Below are 20,563 nucleotides of genomic sequence, written 5' to 3'. Positions count from 1 at the left end.
CGTAACCGGCCGGCATTGGGCAAACTGCATGTCTGACAATTCACATTCAACCTGACTGAGAGGACTGATAATGGTTCTGCGCTCGGAAATTCTGGTAAACAAAAACGTGCTCCCTACCAAAGAACAAGCTCTGCCCGGCCGTGAAACGCCAATGTCCCTGCCGGAAAAACATTTCGTCCACGACGCCCCGCTACTGGGCCCGTTCGCCACCAATGTCGACTTTGCAATCTTCGGCCTGGGTTGCTTTTGGGGTGCGGAACGTCGCTTCTGGCAGCGTGAAGGCGTAGTCAGCACCGTGGTGGGGTATGCCGGTGGCTTCACGCCGAACCCGACCTACGAAGAAGTCTGCTCGGGCCTGACCGGGCACACCGAAGTCGTGCTGGTGGTCTACGAGCCGGAAAAAGCCAGCTACGACGAGCTACTGAAGATGTTCTGGGAACTGCACAACCCGACCCAGGGCATGCGTCAGGGCAACGACATCGGCACCCAGTATCGATCGGTCATCTACGCCACAAGCCCGGCGCAGTTGGCCGCCGCCGAACACAGCAAAGAAGTGTTCCAGGTCGAATTGACCAAGGCCGGCAAAGGCACCATCACCACCGAAATCGAACAAGCCCCGACGGTCTACTTCGCCGAGGCGTATCACCAGCAGTACCTGGCCAAGAATCCTGAAGGCTACTGCGGGATTGGCGGCACAGGCGTGACCTGCCCGATCTGACACAGGCCCCCTGTAGGAGCCGGCTTGCTGGCGAAGGCGTCTTCATGGGCAATGCAAGGCTCGGGGCCGCCTTCGCTGGCAAGCCAGCTCCTACAGGGGGTTATGTGTCTGGATCGCCACACCGCAGCGATGGCGTCGGATCAGACGCCACTCATGCAACAATTCAACTCTCGGCAATCAACCAATCCATCTGCCACCCACCCTGAGTCTGCCCAAGCTTTTTGGACAACCACGGCAGCAACTCACGCAATTCTTCCTCAAGCCCCCACGGCGGATTGGCAATCGCCAACCCCGAGCCATTGAGACTGTTCGGCGTATCCAGCGGATGCACCAGCAGCTCCACCCGCAACAACTTCGGCGCGCCTGTGCCTGCCAGGTCCTGATAAAAACGCCGCAACAGGCGCTGATCCTTCACCGGATACCAGATGGCCGCCACGGTCTGGCGCATCCGGCCGATCGCCTCTTTCAACGACGCCGCACAGCGCTGCATCTCATCGAGCTGCTCGAACGGCGGATCGATCAACATCACCGCGCGTTTCTCCGGCACCGGCAACATTGCCCGCGGCACGTGCCAGCCTTCGCCCAGGTGCACCTTCACCCGACGATCGCCCTTCATGTTGTCCTTGAGCAATACACCGTCTTCGGGGTGCTTCTCGTTTAGTAACACTCGATCCTGCGCTCGGGTCAGGCGCCGCGCCAACTCCGGCGATCCCGGGTAATAGCGCAACTGGCCATCCGGGTTCATCTCGTGCAGCACCTTCATGTAATCGGCGGTCAATGCCGGTAGATCCGGCTGATCCCACAACCGCGCGATGCCTTCCAGGTACTCACCGGTACGGCTGGCCTGATCGCCCTGCAGGTCATACAGGCCAATGCCAGCGTGGGTGTCGAGATAGGCAAACGGCTGTTCCTTGCGCGACATCAAGGCAATGAGGCGGGTCAAGGTCAGGTGTTTGAACACATCGGCGTGATTGCCGGCATGGAAGGCGTGACGATAATTCATGGCTGCTCCTGCGAAGGGCGCCAAGTTTACCTTGTACCGGGCTGGACGTCAGGGATTCGCAGCCGAGCGGGCGGTTGCGGCAACCCTGCGCGGACCGAACACGCTCATGAACCGCTACGACCTGAAGTACACGTCCGTCGACCTCACCCTGATATTTCGCCGCCCCTTCTCTGCAGGCCACGGTTGGCAAGCCACCCCCATTGGATCAATCCACCCCGTCGGATTTGGCGCGTATCGGTACGGGTTCATACCGCCCTCCAGATTGAGCGGTCTGGGTGTCAGGTAGCGCCCCGTATCCGGGTTGTAGTAGCGATGCCGGCTGTAATGCAGGCCACTCTCGGCATCGAAGTATTGCCCCTGGAAACGCAACGGCTGCTCGACCCGATCGGCCTCTGGTAACCACAGGTGGGCGATTTTGCCGAAGGCGTCGTACTTGGCCGACCAGATAATCTCGCCGCCGCAACTCGTCAGCTCCTGCGGCGTCCCCAGGTGATCGAGCTGGTAATAAAACGCGCAGGCCTCCTGGTGGCACCCTTCGCCGTCAAGCAAGGCCAGCGGACGGAAGCTGCCGGGTTCGTAAAGGTAGCTACGGTAATGGTTCTGGCTAAGTTCGGCGACGAGGTGGTCGCCGTGCCAGAAGAACTCGGTGGTTTTGCCGTCGACGGTTTTGCCGATGCGACGGCCGAGGGCATCGTAGCGGTAGCTGACGCTGCTGCCATCCGCAAGCGTGATGCCGACCAACCGGTGCTGACAATCGTAATGGTATTCGGTGACGATTTTTTGCCCGATGCCGCGACGTTCACGGATCAGATTGCCGAAGGCGTCATAGTCGTAATGGCAGTCGCCTTGCATCAACAGTCGATTACCTTTGACGATGGCCGGGCCTGGACGATCCTGCATGAGCAAGTTACCCGCCGGGTCGTGGCCGAAGTTTTGCGCCACGTCGTCACGGGTGTGGCGAAGGCGGGTCAGTTGATTGCGGGCGTCGTAATAATAGCTGCGTTGACCATGACGGCTGTCGGCGATGGAGGCGAGGTTGCCGTTGACGGTGTAGCAGTAGTGGCGCATGTACAATGGGCGAGTTGGCTGGTTGACCGCGTGGGCTTGTAATCGACCCTCCTCGTCGTAGTGGTACTGGCTGGTCAGTTGACCTTGCTGGCGTTGCTGTTCACGGCCGAAGACGAATTCGTGGGTGGTGAGCCGTGTGCCATTGAGATCGATGGCTGTCAACGCGCCGCCCTTGGCATATCGGTAATCGATTTGGCTGTTGTCAGGCAGGCACAAGTGAGTGAGCTGACCGCAGGCGTCATAGCCATAACGCAGTGTACCCCGGCCTTGATGCTCGGTGATCAGGCGGTCCTGTTGGTCGTACTCAAATGCCAGCGGATGGGACTGTCCGTCATCGACCCCGACCAGGCGGCCGAGACAATCGTAGCGATAGTTCACCTTGTTGCCATCGGGCAACCTCTTGACCAGCAACCGTCCCGCTGCATCGCGTTGAAAGCCAGTGATCTGTTGCAACCCCTCATCGCCGAATTCGGTTTGCTCCAACAGGCGGCCATTGGGGTCGTAGGTATACGCGGTGCGACGACCGTCGAAACCGGTTTCCTGGCGGATCAGACCGCTGGGCGTGTACTCCAGCCGGTACTGTTCGCCGGATTCGTTTTCGATCTCCGTGAGCAACCGTTGTGCGCTGTCGTAGCGATAACACTGCTGCGTACCGGCGGAATCGATCCGGCTGATGAGCAGCCCATCATCGGCGTATTGGTATTGAGTGACTTGACCGAATTCATCGCGCTCGGCGCTGATCTTGCCGTCGGCGTTGTAGCTGAAGGTGCGGCTGGCACCGTTGGGGAGGGTCGTTTGAATCAGGCGGCTGAAGGCGTCCCACCGGTACCGGGTGATAGCACCGTGTTCGTTCCGACGGCTGATCTGCCGACCCAATGCATCGTAGGAAAAGCGCCGCTGACCACCGTCCGGCAGTGTTTCTTCAACCAGTTGGCCGGGACCATTCCAGACGAAGACATGCTGGCTGTTGTCCGGGTAGCGGATCGACAGTAATCGACCATTTTCATCATAGCGATAGTCGCTGCCAGAGCTCACGGGCTCGCTGGCATCGGTGAGGTCGAGGCCATCGACCGCTGACGTGTAAGGCAGTTGATTAGCAGGAACGAACATCCGATGTGTCTCTGCAAAGTGAAGAGGGGCGATTCTGCATGAGCGATAACGGGTGGTGAGGAGCCGGGAGAAAATTCAGATGTGTCCTGCTTTTTTAGAGCTATTTCCCACAAGAATCGGAACAAATAACTACAGACATTGCCCCGCACCAATAAAAAACGGCCCGCAGCTTAAGGCTGCGAGCCGTTCTTTTATCAGGGATGGGAAGCGCTCACCCCATCACAATCACTTGTTCAAACGGAAATCTGCCTCGGCTGCCGCGAAGCGATGCAGCATACCGGCAGTCGGCGCGCCCAGCTTGCTGACGAGGTAGATCGCCAGGCTGGCGAAGATGAAGCCCGGGATGATTTCGTACAGACCCAGCAGCTCGAAGTGTTTCCACACGATCACGGTGATCGCGCCGACCAGGATACCGGCCAGTGCGCCGTTGCGGGTCATGTCCTTCCAGATCACGGAGATCAGGACGACCGGGCCGAACGCGGCGCCGAAACCGGCCCAGGCGTAGCTGACCAGACCCAATACGCGGTTTTCCGGGTTGGAGGCCAATGCGATGGCGACCAGGGCAACCAGCAGCACCATGGCGCGACCGACCCAGACCAGCTCAACCTGGGAAGCGGTTTTACGCAGGAAGGTTTTGTAGAAGTCTTCGGTCAGGGCGCTCGAGCACACCAGCAGCTGGCAGCTCAAGGTACTCATAACCGCCGCCAGAATGGCCGACAACAGCACACCGGCGACCCACGGATTGAACAGGATTTTCGCCAGTTCAATGAACACACGCTCGTGGTTTTCGGTCACGGGACCGGCCACGTCAGGGTGTGCGGAGAAGTAAGCGATACCAAAGAAGCCCACCGCCACGGTGCCACCCAGGCACAGGATCATCCAGGCCATGGAGATACGGCGAGCCTTGGCAATCGACTTGACCGAATCCGCCGCCATGAAGCGCGCCAGGATGTGCGGCTGGCCGAAGTAGCCCAGGCCCCAGCCCATCAGCGAGACGATGCCGATGAAGGTGGTGTTTTTCAGCATGTCGAAGTTGCTGGCGTCTTGCGCCTCGATCGCCAGGAATGTGGTGTCGACGCCACCGGTGGCCAGCAGCACGATGATCGGCGTCAGCAACAGGGCGAAGATCATCAGCGTGGCTTGTACGGTGTCGGTCCAGCTGACGGCCAGGAAACCACCGACAAAGGTGTAGGCAATTGTCGCCGCAGCGCCGGCCCACAGCGCCGTCTCGTAGGACATGCCGAAGGTGCTTTCGAACAGACGGGCACCGGCCACGATGCCGGAGGCGCAATAGATGGTGAAGAACACCAGGATCACGACCGCGGAAATGATCCGCAGCAGGCCGCTTTTGTCTTCGAAACGGCTGGAGAAGTAATCCGGCAGGGTCAGTGCATCGCCGTTGTGCTCGGTCTGCACGCGCAGACGACCGGCAACGAACAGCCAGTTAAGGTAAGCACCGACGATCAGGCCGATGGCGATCCAGCTTTCGGAAAGACCGGACATGTAGATGGCGCCCGGCAGGCCCATCAACAACCAGCCGCTCATGTCGGAGGCACCGGCGGACAATGCCGTCACGACACTGCCCAGGCTACGACCGCCGAGAATGTAGTCGGAAAGGTTATTGGTGGAGCGATAGGCCATGAAGCCGATCAGCACCATTGCTGCGATGTAGATCACGAACGTGATCAGGGTTGGATTGCTTACGCTCATTTAAGTGACGCCCTGGCTTTGTTTTTATGTAGCGGCGGCTGGTGAACCGCTCGCAAACGATGACGTTTGACAGACGATCCTGGATTCCGCGCATTTATGACTGATGTTTCCCCAGGAAAGCCATCAGCCGGTACACCAGACTTTTATGACCGGTTGCACCTTGGGCTCGAATGCTATTCAACAAAGCAAATAAGGTGCAACCAGTTTCTCTGGAATAAGTTGCACCTAGTCGGATTTATCCGCAAAAGCCCTGTTTTTGCGCCCTTTCAGTGCATGCAGAGCTCGTAACCGGAAGTAACTGAACCACGGCAAGCACGATAGAGGGTCGGGGAATTGACTTCCTGACGAGCTGCGCCCCCTTCCGACAAAAAAAGGGTTGCACCCGGTTGCACCTCGCCGATTGCGCAGCTAATCTTGCCCCCAGCTGATGCCACGTGGTCGTGGCAAACATGAGGATAAAAATATGGCTACCACCACCCTTGGGGTCAAACTTGACGACCCGACCCGCGAGCGCCTCAAGGCCGCCGCGACCTCGATTGACCGCACGCCGCACTGGTTGATCAAGCAGGCAATTTTCAATTACCTGGAAAAACTCGAGGGTGGTGCAACCCTGACCGAGCTGAACGGTTTGACCAAGGATTCCGACGAAGCCGTCGACGTGCCGCTGGATCATGCCCATCAGTGCTTCCTTGAGTTTGCCGAGAGCATCCTGCCGCAATCAGTGCTGCGCGCTTCGATTACCGCCGCCTACCGTCGCCCGGAACCCGAAGTGGTGCCGATGCTGATCGAACAGGCTCGCCTGCCGGCTGCGATGGCCGAAGCCACCAACAGACTCGCCGCCTCGATTGCAGAGAAACTGCGCAATCAGAAGAGCGCCGGCGGCCGTGCCGGTATTGTTCAGGGCTTGTTGCAAGAGTTTTCACTGTCGTCCCAGGAAGGCGTGGCGCTGATGTGCCTGGCCGAAGCGCTGCTGCGTATCCCGGACAAAGGCACTCGTGACGCACTGATTCGCGACAAGATCAGCACCGGTAACTGGCACCCGCACCTCGGCAACAGCCCGTCGCTGTTCGTCAACGCCGCCACGTGGGGCCTGCTGCTGACCGGCAAACTGGTCGCCACCCACAATGAAGCCGGCCTGACTTCGTCCCTGAGCCGCATCATCGGCAAGAGCGGCGAACCGATGATCCGCAAGGGCGTCGACATGGCCATGCGCCTGATGGGCGAGCAGTTCGTCACCGGCGAAACCATCGCCGAAGCTTTGGCCAACGCCAGCAAGTTCGAAGCCAAGGGTTTCCGTTACTCCTACGACATGCTGGGTGAAGCCGCACTCACCGAGCACGACGCCCAGAAATACCTGGCCTCGTACGAACAAGCGATTCACTCGATCGGCAAAGCGTCCCACGGTCGCGGGATTTATGAAGGTCCGGGCATTTCCATCAAGCTGTCGGCCCTGCACCCGCGTTACAGCCGTGCGCAGTACGAGCGCGTGATGGAGGAGCTGTATCCGCGCCTGCTGTCGCTGACCCTGCTGGCCAAGCAATACGACATCGGCCTGAACATCGACGCCGAAGAAGCCGACCGCCTCGAGCTGTCGCTGGATCTGCTGGAACGCCTGTGCTTCGAGCCGCAATTGACCGGCTGGAACGGCATCGGCTTCGTGATCCAGGCTTACCAGAAGCGCTGCCCTTACGTGATCGACTATGTGATCGACCTGGCCCGTCGCAGCCGTCATCGCCTGATGATCCGCCTGGTGAAAGGCGCGTACTGGGACAGCGAGATCAAGCGCGCCCAGGTCGAAGGCCTGGAAGGCTATCCGGTCTACACCCGCAAGGTGTACACCGACGTGTCCTACATCGCCTGCGCCCGCAAACTGCTGTCGGTCCCGGAAGTCATCTACCCGCAGTTCGCCACGCACAACGCCCACACCCTGTCGGCCATTTACCATATCGCCGGTCAGAACTATTACCCCGGTCAGTACGAGTTCCAGTGCCTGCACGGCATGGGTGAACCGCTGTACGAACAGGTTGTAGGCAAGGTTTCCGACGGCAAACTGAACCGTCCGTGCCGCGTGTACGCACCGGTCGGCACTCACGAAACACTGTTGGCGTACCTGGTCCGTCGCCTGCTGGAAAACGGTGCGAACACCTCGTTCGTGAACCGCATCGCCGACCAGTCCATTTCGATTCAGGAGCTGGTGGCCGATCCGGTGGCCAGCATCGAGCAGATGGCGACGCTGGAAGGCGGCTTCGGCCTGCCGCACCCGCGTATTCCGCTGCCGCGTGATCTATATGGTGCCGAGCGCGCCAACTCCAGCGGCATCGACATGGCCAACGAACATCGTCTGGCTTCGCTGTCCTGTGCCTTGCTGGCCACCGCACACAACCACTGGAAAGCCGCGCCGATGCTCGGTTGCGCGTCCAGCAGCGAAACCCCTGCACCGGTGCTGAACCCCTCCGATCTGCGTGATGTGGTTGGTCATGTGCAGGAAGCGACTGTTGAAGACGTCGACAACGCGATTCAGTGCGCGCTGAAAGCCGCACCGATCTGGCAGGCCACCCCGCCCGCCGAACGCGCCGCGATCCTGGAACGTGCCGCCGATTTGATGGAGGGCGAGATTCAGCCGCTGATGGGCTTGCTGGCCCGCGAAGCCGGCAAGACCTTCGCCAACGCCATCGCCGAAGTGCGCGAAGCCGTGGATTTCCTGCGTTATTACGCGGTTCAGGCCCGCAACGACTTCAGCAACGACGCCCACCGCCCACTGGGCCCGGTGGTCTGCATCAGTCCGTGGAATTTCCCTCTGGCGATTTTCAGCGGCCAGGTCGCCGCTGCATTGGCTGCCGGTAACCCGGTGCTGGCCAAGCCTGCAGAACAGACTCCGCTGGTGGCGGCTCAAGCCGTGCGCCTGATGCTCGAGGCCGGAATTCCCGAAGGCGTGCTGCAACTGCTGCCGGGCCGTGGCGAAACCGTCGGTGCTCGTCTGGTTGGCGACGATCGCGTCAAAGGCGTGATGTTCACCGGCTCTACCGAAGTCGCTCGCTTGCTGCAACGCAACGTCGCCGGTCGCCTGGATGCCCAAGGCCGTCCAATTCCGCTGATCGCCGAAACCGGCGGCCAGAACGCGATGATCGTCGACTCTTCGGCGCTGACCGAACAAGTGGTGATCGACGTCGTATCCTCGGCCTTCGACAGCGCGGGCCAGCGTTGCTCAGCGCTGCGGGTCCTGTGCCTGCAGGAAGATTCCGCTGACCGCGTCATCGAAATGCTCAAGGGTGCCATGGCTGAATGCCGTCTAGGCAACCCGGAGCGCTTGTCCGTGGACATCGGCCCGGTGATCGACGCCGAAGCCAAGGCGGGCATCGACAAGCACATCCAGGGCATGCGCGACAAAGGCCGCAGCGTGTACCAGGTGGCCATCGCCAATACCGACGAAGTCAAGCGCGGCACCTTCGTGATGCCAACCTTGATCGAACTGGAAAGCTTCGACGAGCTGCAACGGGAGATCTTCGGTCCGGTGCTGCACGTGGTTCGCTACAAGCGCAAAGACATCGACCAACTGATCGCTCAGATCAACGCCTCCGGCTACGGCCTGACGCTGGGTGTGCACACCCGTATCGACGAAACCATCGCCAAGGTGATCGACAACGTCAACGCCGGTAACGTCTACGTGAACCGCAACATCGTGGGTGCCGTGGTGGGCGTGCAACCGTTCGGCGGCGAAGGCTTGTCGGGCACCGGCCCGAAAGCCGGTGGTCCGTTGTATCTGTACCGTCTGCTGTCGACGCGTCCTACCGATGCGATTGAACAATCCTTCGCTCGCGGTGACGCGATTACTGCGCCGGATGTTCGTCTGCGCGATGCCATGAGCAAACCGCTGACGGCCCTGAAGGCCTGGGCCGATAAACACAAGTTCGCCGACCTGAGCACCCTGTGCGTGCAGTTCGCCGCGCAATCGCAAAGCGGGATCACGCGTGTCCTGGCAGGCCCGACCGGCGAACGCAACAGCTATGCCATCCTGCCGCGTGAACACGTGCTGTGCCTGGCGGACGTCGAAGGCGATCTGCTGACCCAACTCGCCGCGGTATTGGCGGTGGGCGGTTCGGCAGTGTGGCCGGAAGCTGAGTTGACCAAGGCAGTGTTCGCCCGTCTGCCGAAAGACGTTCAGGCACGGATCAAGCTGGTTGCCGACTGGAACAAGGATGAAGTGGTGTTTGATGCGGTGCTGCATCATGGCCATTCCGATCAGCTGCGTGCGGTGTGCCAGCAAGTGGCCAAGCGTGCTGGCGCGATCGTTGGGGTTCATGGTTTGTCGCAAGGCGAAACCGGCATTGCGCTGGAGCGCCTGGTGATCGAGCGGGCGTTGAGCGTCAACACGGCTGCGGCGGGTGGTAATGCGAGCTTGATGACGATCGGCTAAATCGCGTCAAAACCAGGCGTTCGCAATGGATGCCTGGCTCATTGAATCCCTGTGGGAGCGAGCCTGCTCGCGAAGAGGTCGGCACATCCAACATAGATGTTGAATGTGCCGACCTCTTCGCGAGCAGGCTCGCTCCCACATTTGATTAGCGGTGCCCGGACTGCACCATCACCCACATCAATCATCCTTTCAGCCCGCCCTCCCCACGCCTAGACTCGGCCCAACCCAAAAAAAGGTAGGCCGCCATGTCCGAGACGCTGCTCAGTTCCCGCAATCTGGCTTTCGAGCTGTATGAAGTCCTCGATGCCGAGGGCCTGACCCGGCGTGAGCGTTTTGCCGAACACAATCGCGAAACCTTCGATGCCGCCATCGGTACCGCTCGCAGCATCGCCGAGAAGTTCTTCGCCCCGCATAACCGCAAGGGCGACGAGAACGAACCGCGCTACGAAGACGGTCAGGCGATCCTGATTCCGGAAGTGAAGCCCGCGGTGGATGCTTTCCTCGAAGCCGGCTTCCTCAATGCGGCGCGCAGTTTCGATGCGGGTGGCATGCAACTCCCTACCCTACTGTCCCAAGCCTGTTTCGCTCACTTTCAAGCGGCTAATGCGGCATCGACCTCATACCCGTTTTTGACCATGGGCGCGGCCAACCTGATTGAAAGTTTCGGCACCGATGAGCAGAAGCAACGCTTCCTGCAACCGATGATCGACGGGCGCTTCTTCGGCACCATGGCCCTGACCGAACCGCATGCCGGCTCTTCGTTATCGGATATTCGTACCCGAGCCGAGCCGGTGTCTGACGGTACCTATCGACTCAAGGGCAACAAGATTTTCATCTCCGGCGGCGATCATCCGCTGTCTGAAAACATCGTGCACATGGTCCTGGCCAAGTTGCCGGATGCACCAGCCGGCGTGAAGGGAATCTCGCTGTTTATCGTCCCCAAGTTTCTGGTCAACGAGGACGGCAGCCTGGGCAAACGCAACGACGTGCTTCTCGCAGGCCTGTTCCACAAGATGGGTTGGCGCGGCACCACCTCTACCGCGCTGAACTTCGGCGACAACGGCGAGTGTGTCGGCTACTTGGTGGGCAAGCCGCACCACGGGCTGAGCTACATGTTCCAGATGATGAACGAGGCGCGGATCGGCGTCGGCATGGGTGCGGTGATGCTCGGCTACGCCGGTTACCTGTACTCGCTGGAATACGCCCGCGAACGTCCGCAAGGTCGCGTCCCTGACAGCAAGGACCCGAATACTGCGCCGGTGGCGATCATCCGGCATGCCGATGTCAAACGCATGTTGCTGACCCAGAAAGCCTACGTGGAAGGCTCATTTGACCTCGGCCTGTACGCCGCACGATTGTTCGATGACACCACAACCCTTGAGACTGAGGCCGAACGCAAGCAAGCCCATGAGCTCTTGGATTTGCTGACACCCATCGTCAAATCCTGGCCATCGGAGTTTTGCCTGAAGGCCAACGAACTGGCGATCCAGATTCTTGGCGGTCACGGTTACACCCGTGAATATCCGGTGGAGCAGTATTATCGCGACAACCGGTTGAATCCGATCCATGAGGGTACGCACGGCATTCAGTCGCTGGATTTGCTGGGGCGCAAACTGGCCCAGAACGGCGGCGCGGGGCTCAAGCAATTGATCCGCCTGATCGCCGACACGGCCGAGCGGGCGCAGGCGCATGGGTCGCTGACCAGGTTGCGCGAGCCCCTGGAGAAACTGGTGGCGCGCCTGCAAACGGTGACCCTCGGCCTGCTGACGGATCTGGGGCAAGGCAAGGTCAACAGCAGCCTGGCGAACTCGGCGCTGTACCTGAAAGTGTTCGGGCACACGGTGATTGGCTGGCGCTGGCTGGAACAGGCGATTCGCGCCGAGGATGGACTGGCCAGGGGCAATGGGGCAGATGTGAACTTCTATAAAGGCAAGCTGCAAGCGGCGCGATATTTCCTGACATGGGAAGTGCCGGGTTGCCACCATGAACTGGCGATTCTTGAGGCGCGGGATGATGTGTGTCTGGGAATGCGGGATGAGTGGTTCTGATTTGAGCCTTGTTGGGCAGCTGAAATCCATTCGCGAGCAAGCCCGCTCCCACATTTGATCATCGGCGTTCACAGATTATGTGTTCACAGCAGATCGAGTGTGGGAGCGGGCTTGCCCGCGAAGAGGCCCGCGCTGACGGCGAATCGGCTCAACCGAAACCGACCCATCTGCCGCGCCAGATCATCCGCCAACCGCTGTGAAGTCTGACAATCCTCACAGCAATTCTTTGGTTGTGCGCAAAGCCGATCAGGCCTGATTGATCGTCTTGGAGATCACTTCAACCGTGGCGCTGACTTGCTCTTGGTAACGGTCGAGTTCCTGCTGATGCTGTTTCTTCATTTCAATCTGCTGGGAGCACAGATTCATGGCGGCCAATACCAGCAAGCGGTCACCGATCAGTGTCGGGTATTTCTTTTTAGTGTCGGCCAGTGCAGCCTTCAACATCAGCGCGGCGTCCAGCAGGGTTTGCTCTTCCCCGGCCGGCGCCCTGATCGAATAGTCCTCCCCCAGGATCGAGACGACTTTCACCTCTGCGGCGCCGTGATTCATGCGCTGACCGGGCTGGCGCTGACGCGCTCAACCAACGCCTGGATGCGGGCCGTGGTGGCGCCTTGTTTCTCTTCCTGTTCCATCAGGCTCAATTGCAGGCTTTCGTTTTCGTCCTTGGTCTGAGCCAGTTCGGCGTTCAGGGACTGGTTGGTGGCAAGCAGCGCCTGGTTCTGTTGCACCAGATCGCTGACCAGTTGTTCCAATTGGCTAAGGGATGCTTCCAACATTTTGATTTTCCAGGCGTTTTCAAAGGGCACGTACGATAAAGAAAAGTCACCACGTATGCCAGGGTTATCCGGGCTCAAGGCCTTGATTTTGCTGGCGGACGACCTTCTTCGCGAACTGTAGAGACTCTGATTGGCCAATCTGGTTCCTGCACTTCGTCGCCGGGACGGTTGCAGGATAAAAACCCAAGAGCGCCTTGGTCCTCTCCTGTCGCAAAACCTTTTTGACAGCATCACATTTCAACAGGTTAGAATCGCTGGCACGCAGACTGCATGGTCAGTTTGTGCCCGCCTTTCAGCTTTCTGGAGTACTGCCTTTGAATGCGACGACCATCAACAGCCTGTTCTTGATCGGCGCGTTGCTGGTAGGTGCAAGCATTCTGGTGAGCTCACTTTCGTCCCGCCTCGGCATCCCGATTCTGGTGATTATCCTGGCGGTAGGCATGTCGGCCGGGGTCGACGGCGCCGGCATTATTTTCGATAACTACCCAACGGCTTATCTGGTGGGCAACCTCGCCCTGGCCGTGATCCTGCTCGATGGCGGTTTGCGCACGCGGGTATCCAGTTTCCGCGTTGCGTTATGGCCGGCGCTGTCCCTGGCCACGGTCGGAGTGTTGATCACCACGGGGCTGACCGGCATGGCGGCGGCCTGGCTGTTCGACCTCAATCTGATTCAAGGCCTGCTGATCGGCGCTATCGTGGGATCTACCGACGCCGCAGCGGTGTTCTCGCTGCTGGGCGGCAAAGGCCTGAACGAACGGGTGAGCGCGAGCCTGGAGATCGAATCCGGCAGCAACGATCCGATGGCGGTGTTCCTCACCGTGACCCTGATCGACATGCTCGCCAGCGGCGAGACCGGCTTGCACTGGAACCTGCTGGTACATTTGGTGCGCGAGTTCGGCATTGGTGGTGTGATCGGCCTCGGGGGCGGCTGGCTGATGTTGCAACTGGTCAACCGTATCCACCTGGCCGCCGGGCTTTATCCAATCCTGGTGATTGCCGGTGGCCTGGTGGTGTTTGCCCTGACCAACGCCCTGCACGGCAGCGGTTTTTTGGCGGTGTACCTGTGCGGCCTGGTGATCGGCAACCGTCCGGTCCGCAGCCGACACGGCATTTTGCATATGCTCGACGGCATGGCATGGCTGGCCCAGATCGGCATGTTCCTGGTGCTGGGCCTGTTGGTGACCCCCCATGACCTGCTGCCGATCGCCCTGCCGGCGCTGGGCCTGGCGCTGTGGATGATTCTGTTTGCCCGTCCGCTGTCGGTGCTGGTCGGTCTGCTGCCATTCAAGGCGTTCCATGGACGTGAGAAAGCATTCATTTCCTGGGTTGGCCTGCGCGGCGCGGTCCCGATCATTCTGGCAGTGTTCCCCTTGATGGCGGGGCTGCCTAACGCTCAGCTGTATTTCAATCTGGCGTTCTTTATCGTGCTGGTGTCATTGCTGGTGCAAGGCACCAGCCTGCCCTGGGTGGCGAAGCTTTTGAAAGTGACCGTCCCGCCAGAGCCCTTGCCGATTTCCCGATCAGCCCTGGAAGTCCACGTCACCAGCGAGTGGGAATTGTTCGTTTATCGCCTCGGGGCCGAAAAATGGTGCATCGGCTCCCCCCTGCGCGAACTGAAAATGCCCGAAGGTACCCGGATCGCAGCACTGTTTCGGGGTCAGCAACTGCTCCATCCGTCGGGTAGTACAGTGCTCGAAGTCGACGATTTGCTCTGTGTTATCGGCCATGAGCACAATCTTCCGGCCCTCGGAAAGCTCTTCAGCCAGGCGCCGCAACGGGGCCTCGATCTGCGCTTTTTCGGCGACTTCGTACTTGAAGGAGACGCCCAGCTGGCCGCGGTTGCAGCCCTGTACGGGTTGAAAGTCGAAGGCATCGATCCGGACATGACCCTGGCCAGCTTCATTGCCCATAAAGTGGGGGGTGCGCCTGTAGTCGGCGACCAGGTTGAGTGGAACAACACCATCTGGACCGTCGCGGTCATGGAAGGGAACAAGATCGGCAAAGTGGGCGTCAGATTCCCCGAAGGAAGTCGCCCGGGTCCCGGCCTCTTCCTCTAAACTCCACACTTCGCCTCGTTTTCGATCGGTCTCTATGTCAACCCTGCGCACCTTTTTCGTCACGGCCCTGCTGGGCTTGAGTCTTTCTGTCGGCACGTTGCAAGCGGCAGAGCCGCCGTCCAGCGAAGCCGTGCAGACAAACCTGGACAAGATCGCCGAGCGCAAACTGCCGGAAGCTGATCAAAAAGCCCTGCAGAGCATTCTACAAAGCACCCTGACACAGCTCACCAGCAAGCGTGATTACGAGCAGAAGCTGGTTGAGCTCAAGCAACAACTGGCCACCGCGCCAAAGCAGAACATCGAGAATCAGCGTGAACTGACCCGCCTCAAGGCCACCAGCGTGGTGCCGGTGGCGCAGCGTTACGCCAAGGAGTCGATTCAGCAGCTCGAGCAAATGCTGACCGAGCGCTCGACCCAGCAAAGCGATCTGCAAAAAGCCCTGGCCGACGCCAACAGCCTGGTCATTACCGCCCAGACCCGCCCCGAGCGCGCCCAGGCGGAAATTTCCGCCAGCCAGACGCGCATCCAGCAGATCAACAACATCCTCAAGGCCGGCAAAGAGAACGGCAAGACCTTGAGCGGCGAGCAACGGGACCAGCTCAGTGCTGAACTCGCGGCGCTCAATGCCTTGATCCCCCTGCGTCGCCAGGAACTGGCCGGCAACAGTCAGCTGCAGGATCTGGGCAACAGCCAGCATGACTTGCTCTCGGAAAAATCCGACCGCCTGGAAAGGGAAATCCAGGAGCTGCAAAACCTGATCAGCCAGAAACGCCTGGCCCAGTCCCAGGAGACGGTGACCCAGCAGTCCATCGAAGCACAGAAGTCCGGGGGCAGCGTTCTGCTGGCCACCGAAAGTGCGGCCAACCTGAAACTCTCGGACTACCTGCTCAAAAGCACCGACCGTCTCAACGAAGTCACCCAGCAGAACCTGCAGACCAAACAGCAGCTGGACAACGTGACTCAGAGCGATTCAGCCCTGGACGAGCAAATCAACGTGCTCAAGGGCAGCCTGCTGCTCTCCAAGATTCTCTACAAGCAGAAGCAGGGTCTGCCGCACCTCAAGGTCGACCGCGACCTGGCCGACCAGATCGCCGACATCCGCCTGTATCAGTTCGAAGTCAGCCAGCAGCGGGAACTGCTTAGCAATCCGGCAACGTACGTCGATAACCTGCTGGCGGCCCAGCCGCCGGAGCAAGTGACCCCGCAGCTGCGCAAGAGCCTGATGGAACTGGCCCTCACTCGCGCCGACCTGCTGGAGCGATTGAACCGCGAACTGAGCGCCGTGCTCAACGAATCCATCACGTTGCAACTCAATCAAAAACAACTGCTCAGCACCGCGCAAAGCCTGAGGGCGACGCTGGAAGAGCAGATGTTCTGGATTCCCAGCAACAAGCCACTCGATCCTGAATGGATGCGCGCCGTGCCGGAGCGCCTGCAACGACAGGTGACTACGCTGCCATGGGCTTCGAGCCTGAGTGAACTCACCGACGGCTTGACCCAGCGACCACTGTTGTTCCTGCCGCTGGCGCTGCTGATCGGCGCCCTGCTGTGGCGGCGCACGAGTTTGTACGCCCGCCTGAACAAGGTTCACCAGGACATTGGTCACTTCAAGCGCGACAGCCAGTGGCACACGCCTCAAGCGATCCTGATCAATATTTTACTGGCAATGCCGGTCGCCCTGGGCCTGGCCTTGTGCGGCCTGGCCTTGCAGATTGACGCTCGCGGGCAGAACGCCAACATGGGCGCGGCGCTGCTGCAGATGGCCCAGGCCTGGCTGGTGTTCTATACCGCCTACCGGATCCTCTCACCCGGTGGCGTAGCCGAATTGCATTTCCGCTGGGAAAAACCCCAGGTCGAATTCCTCCAGGGCTGGATTCGCCGACTCGGGCTGGTGGTAATGGCCCTGGTCGCGGTGGTGGCCGTCGCCGAACTGCAACCGGCGGCGCTGGCTGACGACGTGCTCGGCATGCCTGTGGTGCTGACGTGCTACGCCCTGATGGCCTGGTTGCTCAGCCGCCTGTTGATCAGCAGCCCTACCCACGAAAACGCCTCGCTGTTCCGCAAGGCCGTGGCCATCTTGTTCACCGCCCTGCCGATCGCCTTGTTCGTGGCCGTGTGCTTCGGCTATTACTACACCGCACTGAAACTCAGCGACCGGTTGATCAACACCCTTTACCTGCTGATGTTCTGGCTGGTGATCGAGGCGACCTTCGTGCGCGGCCTCAGTGTTGCGGCGCGGCGCCTGGCTTATCAGCGCGCCCTGGCCAAACGCCAGGCCGCCAAGGAAGCGGGCGACGGCGAAGCGGTGATCGAAGAGCCGACCCTGGACATCGAGAAGGTCAACGAACAGTCCCTGCGCCTGATCCGCCTGGCGCTGCTCGGCGGGTTCATGGCGGCGCTGTACTGGGTCTGGTCGGACCTGATCTCGGTGTTTTCGTACCTGGACAACATCACCCTCTACGAATACACCAGCGGCACCGGTGCCAACATGAGCATGGTGCCGATCAGCATCGGCGACATGCTCGGCGCACTGATCATCATCGGCATCACCTTCGCCCTCGCCCGCAACCTGCCAGGTCTGCTGGAAGTGTTTGTGCTGTCGAAGCTGAACCTGGCCCAAGGCAGTGCCTACGCCACCACCACATTGCTGTCCTACGTGATCGCCGGTATCGGTTTTGTCTCGACCCTGTCCACCCTCGGCGTGAGTTGGGACAAGTTGCAATGGCTGGTGGCGGCGCTTTCGGTGGGCCTGGGGTTCGGCATGCAGGAGATTTTCGCCAACTTCATCTCCGGGATCATGATTCTGTTCGAACGCCCGGTGCGAATCGGCGACACGATCACTATCGGCAACCTGTCGGGCACGGTGAGCAAGATCCGGATCCGCGCCACGACCATTACCGACTTCGATCGCAAGGACATCATTGTCCCGAACAAAACGTTCATCACCGGTCAATTGATCAACTGGTCCCTGACCGACACCATCACCCGGGTCACCCTCAAGCTCGGGGTGGACTACGGCTCGGATCTGGATCTGGTGAAAGAACTTCTGCTGAAGGCGGCAAGGGAAAACCCACGGGTACTCAAAGAGCCTGAACCCCATGTGTACTTCCTGAACTTCGGCGAAAGCACCCTCGACCACGAGTTGCGCATGCACGTGCGCGACCTTGGTGACCGTAACCCGGTACTCGACGAGGTCAATCGCTTCATCAACCGCGAATTCAAGAAGCAGCACATCAACATTTCGTTCCGGCAGATGGAGGTTTACCTCAAGAACATCCAGGGTCAGGAATACAGGATGGTGCCAGTCGATCCGGAAGCCAAAACCATCGTGCCCAAGACCGAGGGTCAAGTTCCTCAAGAGCCGCCGGCCGCCAAGCTCGACTAACCGGCCTATCCCTAGCAGAATGCTCGGACATTCTGCTGGAGATGGCCCTTGAAAGCCCTCGACGAACTGACCTTCGATAACCGCTTCGCCCGCCTGGGCGATACGTTTTCCGTCCACGTGCTGCCCGAGCCCATCGACAATCCGCGCCTGGTGGTGGCCAGCCCCGCCGCCATGGCGCTGCTCGACCTCGATCCGGCCGAGGCCGAAACCCCGGCGTTCGCCGAGCTGTTCAGCGGCCACAAGCTCTGGGCCGACGCGGTTCCCAGGGCGATGGTCTATTCCGGTCATCAGTTCGGGTCCTACAACCCTCAGTTGGGCGACGGTCGCGGCTTGTTGCTGGGCGAGGTCTATAACCAGGCCGGCGAGCATTGGGACCTGCACCTCAAGGGCGCTGGCCAGACGCCTTTTTCGCGCATGGGTGATGGACGCGCGGTGCTGCGCTCATCAATTCGCGAGTTTCTCGCCTCCGAAGCGCTGCATGCCCTGAATATTCCGACCACCCGCGCACTGTGCGTGATCGGCTCCGACACCCCGGTCTGGCGCGAAAAGCAGGAACGCGCGGCGATGGTCCTGCGCCTGGCACCGAGCCATGTGCGTTTCGGCCATTTCGAGTATTTCTATTACACCAAGCGCCCCGAGAAGCAGAAAGAACTCGGCGACTACCTGCTGGCCATGCACTTTCCGGAGTGCCTGGAACAACCCGAGCCCTACCTGGCGATGTTCCGCGAGATCGTCGAGCGCAATGCCGAACTGATTGCCAAGTGGCAAGCCTATGGCTTCTGCCATGGGGTGATGAACACCGACAACATGTCGATCCTGGGCATCACCTTCGACTATGGCCCTTTCGCTTTCCTCGACGACTTCGACGCCCACTTCATCTGCAACCACTCCGATGACCGGGGCCGTTATTCCTTCAGCAACCAGGTGCCGATCGGCCAGTGGAACCTCAGCGCTCTGGCCCAGGCCCTCACGCCATTCATCAGCGTCGAGGCCCTGCGCGAAACCCTCGGGCTGTACCTGCCGCTGTACCAGGCCCACTACCTGGACCTGATGCGCCGCCGCCTCGGTTTTACCACTGCCGAGGACGATGACCAGAAACTGCTGGAACACCTGCTGCAACTGATGCAGAACAGTGGCGTCGACTACAGCCTGTTCTTCCGCCGCCTGGGGGACGAATCACCTGAGCAGGCGCTCGCCCGCTTGCGCGACGACTTCGTCGACATCAAGGGCTTCGATGCCTGGGGCGAGCTCTATGTCGCTCGGGTTGCCCGTGAAGGCGAGGCAGATCAGCAAAAGCGCCGCAAACGGATGCATGCGGTCAATCCGCTCTACATCCTGCGTAACTACCTGGCGCAGAAAGCCATCGATGCGGCGGAAAGTGGCGACTATTCAGAAGTTCGTCGGCTGCATGCGGTGCTGAGCAATCCGTTCGAGGAGCAGCCGGGAATGCAGGGTTACGCCGAGCGGCCGCCGGAATGGGGCAAGCATCTGGAGATCAGTTGCTCGTCGTGAGACTGGTCAGATAAAGGTCTCCACCGATACACCAAAGCGCTCAGCCAGCCAGCGTATCTGGCGCAGGTTGAGCTGGCGCTTGCCGCTCAAAATCTCCGAAACAACCGATTGGGTACCGACCCCGGGCAGGTCACTCTGAGTCAGGCCGTGTTCACGCATCAAATAGCCGAGAACATCGACACCGCTGGGCTTGGGCATTGGGTGATGCTTGTGATCCCACTCTTCAATCCAGTCACCAATGATCTCCACCAGACTCATTAACGGATGGGACTCATCATCGCCGGTCATCGCTAATAACTCGTCTAGCGCCTGCACCAACATGTCGTAGTCATTTTCATTTTTGGGTTTGCGCAGCAAGGGCGAGACGAACTCCCAATGCTCGGCAGCTCTTTTGATCAGAACACTCATGCTACTTACTCCTTCCATTTTCCGCGGTCGTATTCGCGGTGATCCAGCACATGCTTGATGTATAGCTTCTGAGATCGATATCTGACGTAGGCAATCAGGCGTAACTTGTTGCCACCGATATCGAAAACGTGAAACTCACCCACCTTATCGACAGTAGGAAACAGGGCCTTCATCGCCGCAAAATCCGATGGTTTACCTCCTGCGGCCAAGTGATACCAGTGATCCAATGCGGTGGCTGCATTTGGCCATTTGGTCTTGGCTTCACGGATACGTTTTTCAGTGATGACATGCATGCAACATCTTTATCGCATTCTGCTATGGGAAGTTAATCACAGACCAAAATTATCGCAAGCT

12 protein-coding genes and 1 pseudogene are annotated in these 20,563 nt (G+C 59.9%); 6 read left to right on the top strand and 7 right to left on the bottom strand.

Translation table 11 applies throughout. The features are described from left to right. Positions 1-70 precede the first annotated feature (70 nt). The gene (gene msrA / locus J2W17_RS17335) at positions 71-718 is read left to right on the top strand and encodes a peptide-methionine (S)-S-oxide reductase MsrA (RefSeq protein WP_307336494.1); all 648 of its coding nucleotides are present in this window, start codon (positions 71-73) and stop codon (positions 716-718) included. Positions 719-881: 163 nt separating this feature from the next. Here msrA and J2W17_RS17330 read toward each other — a convergent pair whose 3' ends face one another. From J2W17_RS17330 to putP, 3 genes and pseudogenes are all read right to left on the bottom strand, one after another. Further along, positions 882-1,721 carry a 23S rRNA (adenine(2030)-N(6))-methyltransferase RlmJ gene (locus J2W17_RS17330; protein ID WP_307336492.1) on the bottom strand — a complete coding sequence of 280 codons (840 nt, stop codon included), beginning with the start codon at positions 1,719-1,721 and terminating at the stop codon, positions 882-884. A gap of 180 nt (positions 1,722-1,901) precedes the next feature. After that, positions 1,902-3,806, bottom strand: a pseudogene (locus J2W17_RS17325) (RHS repeat-associated core domain-containing protein); the annotation flags it as partial. Positions 3,807-4,124: 318 nt separating this feature from the next. Beyond that, positions 4,125-5,609, bottom strand: coding sequence for a sodium/proline symporter PutP (putP, locus tag J2W17_RS17320; RefSeq protein ID WP_307336489.1), 1,485 nt, complete (start codon positions 5,607-5,609; stop codon positions 4,125-4,127). Positions 5,610-6,072: 463 nt separating this feature from the next. Here putP and putA point away from each other — a divergent pair, with 463 nt between their 5' ends. Next, a complete protein-coding gene (gene putA / locus J2W17_RS17315; protein WP_307336486.1) occupies positions 6,073-10,023 on the top strand; it encodes a trifunctional transcriptional regulator/proline dehydrogenase/L-glutamate gamma-semialdehyde dehydrogenase in 3,951 nt (1,316 codons plus the stop codon). Between the two features lie 245 nt (positions 10,024-10,268). Then, complete coding sequence (locus J2W17_RS17310) at positions 10,269-12,071, top strand: acyl-CoA dehydrogenase (RefSeq protein ID WP_307336482.1); 1,803 nt, start codon at positions 10,269-10,271, stop codon at positions 12,069-12,071. A 246-nt stretch (positions 12,072-12,317) separates the two neighbouring features. Here J2W17_RS17310 and J2W17_RS17305 read toward each other — a convergent pair whose 3' ends face one another. Both J2W17_RS17305 and J2W17_RS17300 read right to left on the bottom strand, forming a co-directional pair. Next, a complete protein-coding gene (locus J2W17_RS17305) occupies positions 12,318-12,620 on the bottom strand; it encodes a cell division protein ZapA (RefSeq protein ID WP_064675547.1) in 303 nt (100 codons plus the stop codon). After that, entirely contained in the window at positions 12,617-12,847 is a 231-nt protein-coding gene (locus J2W17_RS17300) for a hypothetical protein (protein ID WP_307336478.1), read from the bottom strand. The genes J2W17_RS17305 and J2W17_RS17300 overlap by 4 nt, the downstream gene beginning before the upstream one ends. Before the next feature lie 314 nt (positions 12,848-13,161). Here J2W17_RS17300 and J2W17_RS17295 point away from each other — a divergent pair, with 314 nt between their 5' ends. From J2W17_RS17295 to selO, 3 genes are read left to right on the top strand one after another with little or no spacing between them, the layout of a single operon-like run. Continuing rightward, entirely contained in the window at positions 13,162-14,904 is a 1,743-nt protein-coding gene (locus J2W17_RS17295; RefSeq protein ID WP_307336475.1) for a potassium/proton antiporter, read from the top strand. A gap of 34 nt (positions 14,905-14,938) precedes the next feature. After that, on the top strand, positions 14,939-18,289 hold the full coding sequence (gene mscK, locus J2W17_RS17290; RefSeq protein WP_307336473.1) for a mechanosensitive channel MscK: 3,351 nt from the start codon (positions 14,939-14,941) through the stop codon (positions 18,287-18,289). A 48-nt stretch (positions 18,290-18,337) separates the two neighbouring features. Next, positions 18,338-19,801 carry a protein adenylyltransferase SelO gene (gene selO / locus J2W17_RS17285; protein ID WP_307336470.1) on the top strand — a complete coding sequence of 488 codons (1,464 nt, stop codon included), beginning with the start codon at positions 18,338-18,340 and terminating at the stop codon, positions 19,799-19,801. Between the two features lie 6 nt (positions 19,802-19,807). Here the strand turns inward: selO and J2W17_RS17280 are convergent, their stop codons facing one another. Both J2W17_RS17280 and J2W17_RS17275 read right to left on the bottom strand, forming a co-directional pair. Continuing rightward, on the bottom strand, positions 19,808-20,209 hold the full coding sequence (locus tag J2W17_RS17280) for a helix-turn-helix domain-containing protein (protein WP_307336466.1): 402 nt from the start codon (positions 20,207-20,209) through the stop codon (positions 19,808-19,810). Positions 20,210-20,214: 5 nt separating this feature from the next. Continuing rightward, the gene (locus J2W17_RS17275) at positions 20,215-20,502 is read right to left on the bottom strand and encodes a type II toxin-antitoxin system HigB family toxin (protein WP_307336464.1); all 288 of its coding nucleotides are present in this window, start codon (positions 20,500-20,502) and stop codon (positions 20,215-20,217) included. Between the last annotated feature and the right edge of the window lie 61 nt (positions 20,503-20,563).

This window comes from Pseudomonas lini (assembly GCF_030812475.1).
Classification (GTDB): domain Bacteria; phylum Pseudomonadota; class Gammaproteobacteria; order Pseudomonadales; family Pseudomonadaceae; genus Aquipseudomonas; species Aquipseudomonas lini_A.
The sequence above is the reverse complement of the archived record's forward strand: the minus strand, read 5'-3'. Positions and strand labels throughout refer to the sequence as shown.